At 48.2% G+C, this 228-nt stretch carries 1 rRNA gene; it reads right to left on the minus strand.

Annotation, left to right across the window (positions count from 1 at the left end):
- Nucleotides 1-228 (minus strand): 23S ribosomal RNA (locus tag R2R70_RS23780); the annotation flags it as partial.

Consider the following 228-nt stretch of genomic DNA (forward strand, 5'->3'; position numbering starts at 1 on the left):
TAGATCACCGGGTTTCGGGTCTATACCTTGCAACTATTCGCCCAGTTAAGACTCGGTTTCCCTACGGCTACCCTAATCGGTTAACCTCGCTACAAAATATAAGTCGCTGACCCATTATACAAAAGGTACGCAGTCACAGAACAAGTCTGCTCCTACTGCTTGTACGTACACGGTTTCAGGTTCTATTTCACTCCCCTCACAGGGGTTCTTTTCGCCTTTCCCTCACGG

Source organism: Cobetia sp. SIMBA_158, assembly GCF_046566945.1.
GTDB lineage: Bacteria > Pseudomonadota > Gammaproteobacteria > Pseudomonadales > Halomonadaceae > Cobetia > Cobetia amphilecti.